The sequence below is a fragment of the Curtobacterium sp. MCBA15_016 genome (assembly GCF_001865105.1).
Taxonomy (GTDB): domain Bacteria; phylum Actinomycetota; class Actinomycetes; order Actinomycetales; family Microbacteriaceae; genus Curtobacterium.
In genome coordinates this window covers 64619-66343 of record NZ_MJGR01000032.1, presented here as the reverse complement: position 1 = coordinate 66343, position 1725 = coordinate 64619, and the positions used below count along the sequence as shown (strand labels likewise).

3 protein-coding genes are annotated in these 1725 nt (G+C 74.0%); all 3 read right to left on the bottom strand.

Annotation, left to right across the window (positions count from 1 at the left end):
• The coding region (locus BIV03_RS20305; protein WP_368086574.1) for a BLUF domain-containing protein at positions 1 to 158 on the bottom strand (158 nt) is incomplete at its 3' end.
• A gap of 60 nt (positions 159 to 218) precedes the next feature.
• Positions 219 to 1427 (bottom strand): MFS transporter, encoded by a 1209-nt coding sequence (locus BIV03_RS13265; protein ID WP_071296036.1) that lies wholly within the window; start codon positions 1425 to 1427, stop codon positions 219 to 221.
• Between the two features lie 63 nt (positions 1428 to 1490).
• On the bottom strand, positions 1491 to 1725 hold a 235-nt coding region (locus tag BIV03_RS13260; RefSeq protein ID WP_217637390.1), incomplete at its 5' end, for a response regulator transcription factor.

Below are 1725 nucleotides of genomic sequence, written 5' to 3'. Positions count from 1 at the left end.
CCCTCGAGCAGCTGCATGAAGCGGCCGTCCTTCGCCAGCAGGATGCCGGAGACGCCCAGCGCCTCGTTCCGGAGCCGCGACCCACGCAGGAGCTCGGTCAGGGCGGCGTCGTCGAAGGGGGTGGCCGCCCGGCTCATGTAGACGATGGAGACGAGCACGGCTCCATCTTGGCGCGGGCCGCCGACGACACGAAATGGTGTCCGCTAGACGTAGTCCCGTCAGTCCGCGGACGGGGCCGGTGCGCCGACCGGGGGCTCCCGCACGTCGAGCGTGGTGCGGTTCCGGGTCGCCGGGGCGGCGAGCAGCGCCACGACGAGGAGTGCGGCGGGGACGAGCATCGCCGCCTGCAGGCCGAGGTGCTCGCCGAGGAACCCGAGGGCCGGAGGACCCGCCAGGAACGCGATGTAACCCGCGGTCGCGACGACGGACACCCGTCGGTCGCCATCGGTCGGGTGGTCGCCGGCGGCCGAGATCGCGAGGGGGAAGCCGAGGGCGATGCCGAGACCCCACACCCCGGCGGCGGCCGCGGTCAGCACGGGGCTCGGCGACACCACGACGAGCAGCACGCCGACGGTGCCGACCGCCGCGCACACCCGGACGACCGGTGCGCGACCGAACCGGGCGACGAGGGGCGTGCCGGCCGTCCGCCCGACGAACATCGCGAGGGCGAAGCCGGTGAAGACGAGGGACCCGACGGCCTCGGGGGCGCCGTGGTCGGTCGTCATGAGCAGCGGGAGCCAGTCGCTCGCGGCACCCTCGGCGAACGCCATCGCCAGGGTGATCACGGCGATGAGCAGCACCTGCACCGTGAGCACGGCCCGGAGCCGCGGAGCCGGTACGGCCGCGGACGACGCCTCGGGCGCAACGCGGGGGACCGGACGGAGGTTCACGGCGGCGAACGCGGCGAGTGCGGCCATGACGACGGTGGCGCCGAGCAGGTGCGCGAGGACCGGCGTCCGGGCAGCGGTCACCGCGATGCCCGCCACCCCGCCGAGGACCGTGCCGAGACTGAAGCAGGCGTGGAGCAGCGGGACGACCGGCCGACCGATCCGCCGTTCGACCGCGGCCGCCTCGACGTTCAGGCCGATCTCGGCGACGCCGGACCCGAAGCCGATGAGGAACAGCCCGCCCCACACCCCGGCGGCGAGCTGCGCGGGGGCGGACAGGGCGACGAGGAGCATGCCGACGACGGGCAGGACCCCGCCGAGGACGATGAGCGGGCGGGTCCCGAGTCGCCGGACGAGCACACCGGCCCCCAGGATCCCGATCATCGAGCCGATCGAGAGCCCGAGGATGACGATGCCCATCGCCTCGATCGAGGCCCCGAGCGCGTCGCGGATCGCGGGCGTGCGGGTGATCCACGAGGCGATCCCGAACCCGGTCATCGTCGACGTGGCGAAGAGTGCCGCGCGGTGGCGCTCGATCATGGGTCCATCAGAACGTCCCACCGTGGTCGAGTCAAGGGAACGGCGCAGACCGCCGGTGCGAGGTCAGCGCAGCATGCCGAGCGAGCGCGCCGTGGACACCGCAGCCGTCCGCGAGGCGACCCCGAGCTTCGAGAACACGTGCACGAGGTGCGACTTGACCGTCGCCTCGCTGATGTGGAGCCGCGCCGCGACCTCGCCGTTCGCAGCGCCGGCGGCGACGAGCTCGAGGACCTCGATCTCCCGCGCCGAGAGCGACACCTGCGGGGTCCGCATCCGGGCCATCAGCCGGCCGGCGATC

Excerpts from the sequence above, each read along its gene's own strand:
- BIV03_RS13265 (WP_071296036.1), bottom strand. The coding sequence starts at position 1,427 with ATGATCGAGCGCCACCGCGCGGCACTCTTCGCCACGTCGACGATGACC.